At 62.5% G+C, this 2,659-nt stretch carries 2 protein-coding genes; both read right to left on the bottom strand.

Annotation, left to right across the window (positions count from 1 at the left end; all coding sequences use genetic code 11):
* Positions 1–793, bottom strand: a 793-nt coding sequence (gene otnI / locus EOD15_RS32350) for a 2-oxo-tetronate isomerase (RefSeq protein ID WP_127409210.1), incomplete at its 3' end; no start/stop codon positions are given.
* Positions 794–803: 10 nt separating this feature from the next.
* Entirely contained in the window at positions 804–2,585 is a 1,782-nt protein-coding gene (gcl, locus tag EOD15_RS32355; protein ID WP_127409211.1) for a glyoxylate carboligase, read from the bottom strand.
* Positions 2,586–2,659: the final 74 nt, after the last annotated feature.

Genomic DNA, 2,659 nt, shown 5'->3' on the forward strand with positions numbered 1-2,659 from the left:
CCGCAGCACTGCCCTGCCCGCTCAACTCCCGAAACCAGCTTAACCCAGCCTCCGTCCCTGCCTTCGGCTTGTATTCCGCCCCGACCCATCCGGCATAACCGATGCGGTCGATGTGCTCGTACAGGAAGGGAAAATTGATCTCGCCCGTCCCCGGCTCGTGACGGCCGGGATTGTCCGCAAGCTGGATATGCGCGATGCGGCCGAGGTTAGCCTCGATGGTACGGGCGAGATCCCCCTCCATGATCTGCATGTGATAGATGTCGTATTGCAGGAACAGGTTTTTCGAGCCGACGCGATCGATCAGCGCCAGCGCCTGGTCGGAGTAGTTGAGGAAGAAGCCCGGAATATCGCGCGTGTTGATCGGCTCGATCAGCAGCCTGATGCCGGCCTGCTCCAGCTTTTCCGCCGCGAAGGCGAGGTTTTCGGCAAAGACATCCTCCAGCACCTTGCGGTCGGCGGCGGCCGGCGCGATGCCGGCCAGGCAATTGACCTGCTGGCAGCCGAGCGCCTGCGCGTAGGTGATCGCCTTGGCGATGCCCTGGCGGAATTCCGGCACGCGGTCCGGCAGCACGGCAATGCCGCGTTCGCCCTTGCCCCAGTCGCCCGCCGGCAGGTTGAACAGCACCTGGGTCAGACCGTTCTTCTTCAACCGGGCGGCGACGACATCGGGCGCATGGTCATAGGGTCCGATATATTCGACGCCCTTGAAGCCGGCGCGGGCGGCGGCATCGAAACGGTCGAGGAACTCATGCTCGCCAAAGAGCATCGAAAGATTGGCTGAAAAACGCGGCATTCTTTTTCTCCTAATCCAACATCACGATCGCCGTCGGCGCATCCTCGTGGCTTTCGGCAAGCTCCTCGAATTCGGTGATCTTGTCGATCTCGGTGCCCATGGAGATGTTGGTGACGCGTTCGAGGATGAATTCGAGCACGACCGGAACCCGGTGCTCTTTCATCAGCCGCTGCGCCTCCTTGAAGGCAGCGGCAAACTCTTCCGGCTTGCGCACCCTGACCGCCTTGCAGCCCATCGCTTCGGCGACGGCAACGTGGTCGACGCCATAGCCTGCCTCGGGATCGCCTGCCCGGTTGATGTTCTCGAAGGCAAGGTCGACCTCGAAGTCCATCGAAAAGCCGCGCTGCGCCTGGCGAATCAGGCCGAGATAGGCGTTGTTCACGACGACATGCAGGTAGGGCAATTTGTGCTGTGCGCCGACCGCCAGTTCCTCGATCATGAACTGGAAGTCATAGTCGCCCGACAGCGCCACGATGGTGCGGTCGGGATCGGCGGCGCGCACGCCAAGGGCTGCCGGCAAGGTCCAGCCGAGCGGGCCGGCCTGGCCGCAATTGATCCAGTTGCGCTGCTTGTAGACATGCAGGAACTGCGCCCCGGCGATCTGCGACAGGCCGATGGTGGTGACATAGGTGACGTCGCGGCCGAACGCCTTGTTCATCTCCTCATAGACACGCTGCGGCTTCAGCGGCACCTGGTCGAAATGCGTCTTGCGCTTCATCGTCTTCTTGCGGGCCTGGCACTCCTTCGCCCAGCCGGACCAGTCGCGCAGTCTGCCTGATGTTTTCCATTCGGTGGCGACGTCGAGCAGCATCTTCAGCGCCGCGCCAGCATCCGAGACGACACCGAGATCCGGCGCGAAGACGCGGCCTATTTGAGTGGGCTCGATGTCGACATGGATGAACTTTTTCCCCTTTGTATAAACATCGACGGAGCCGGTGTGACGGTTGGCCCAGCGGTTGCCGATGCCGAAGACGAAGTCGGCTTCCAGCATCGTCGCATTGCCATAGCGGTGCGAGGTCTGCAGCCCGCACATGCCGGCCATCAGCCGGTGGTCGTCGGGGATGGCGCCCCAGCCCATCAAGGTCGGGATGACCGGCACGCCTGAAATCTCGGCGAATTCGATCAGCAGATCGGACGCATCGGCGTTTATGATGCCGCCGCCGGCGACGATCAGCGGCTTTTCGGCCGCATTGAGCATCGTCAACGCCTTTTCGGCCTGGGCGCGCGTCATCGCCGGCTTGAACGGCGTCAGCGGTTCATAGGCATCGATGTCGAATTCGATTTCGGCGAGCTGCACGTCGACCGGCAGGTCGATCAGCACAGGGCCGGGACGTGACGAGCGCATCAGGTGAAACGCCTTCTGCAGCGCCATGGGAACGAGATAGGGCTCCATGACGGTGACCGCCCATTTGGCGACCGGCGCGGCAATGGCTGATATGTCGGCGGCCTGGAAATCCTCCTTGTTCAGCCGCGCCCGCGGCGCCTGCCCGGTGATGCACAGGATCGGAATAGAATCCGCGGCGGCCGAATAGAGCCCGGTGATCATGTCTGTGCCCGCCGGACCCGAAGTGCCGATGCACAGGCCGATATTGCCTGCCTTGGCGCGTGTAAAACCTTCCGCCATGTGCGAGGCGGCCTCGACGTGACGGGCTAGCACGTGGCGGACCGTTCCCCTGGCCTTCAGCGCCGAATAGAACGGATTGATCGCCGCGCCCGGCACGCCGAAAGCGCAGGAAATACCTTCCTTTTCGAGAACGAGAACCGCGGCATCGACAGCGCGCATCCTGGCCATTTTCCAGCCCTCCACGGGGTTTGTCATTGTTGGATCGGCCAAGGATGTCAGCACCCCGGCTATTTTTCAATTTT

It is taken from the genome of Mesorhizobium sp. M7A.T.Ca.US.000.02.2.1 (assembly GCF_003996995.1).
In the GTDB taxonomy this organism is placed as follows: Bacteria; Pseudomonadota; Alphaproteobacteria; order Rhizobiales; family Rhizobiaceae; genus Mesorhizobium.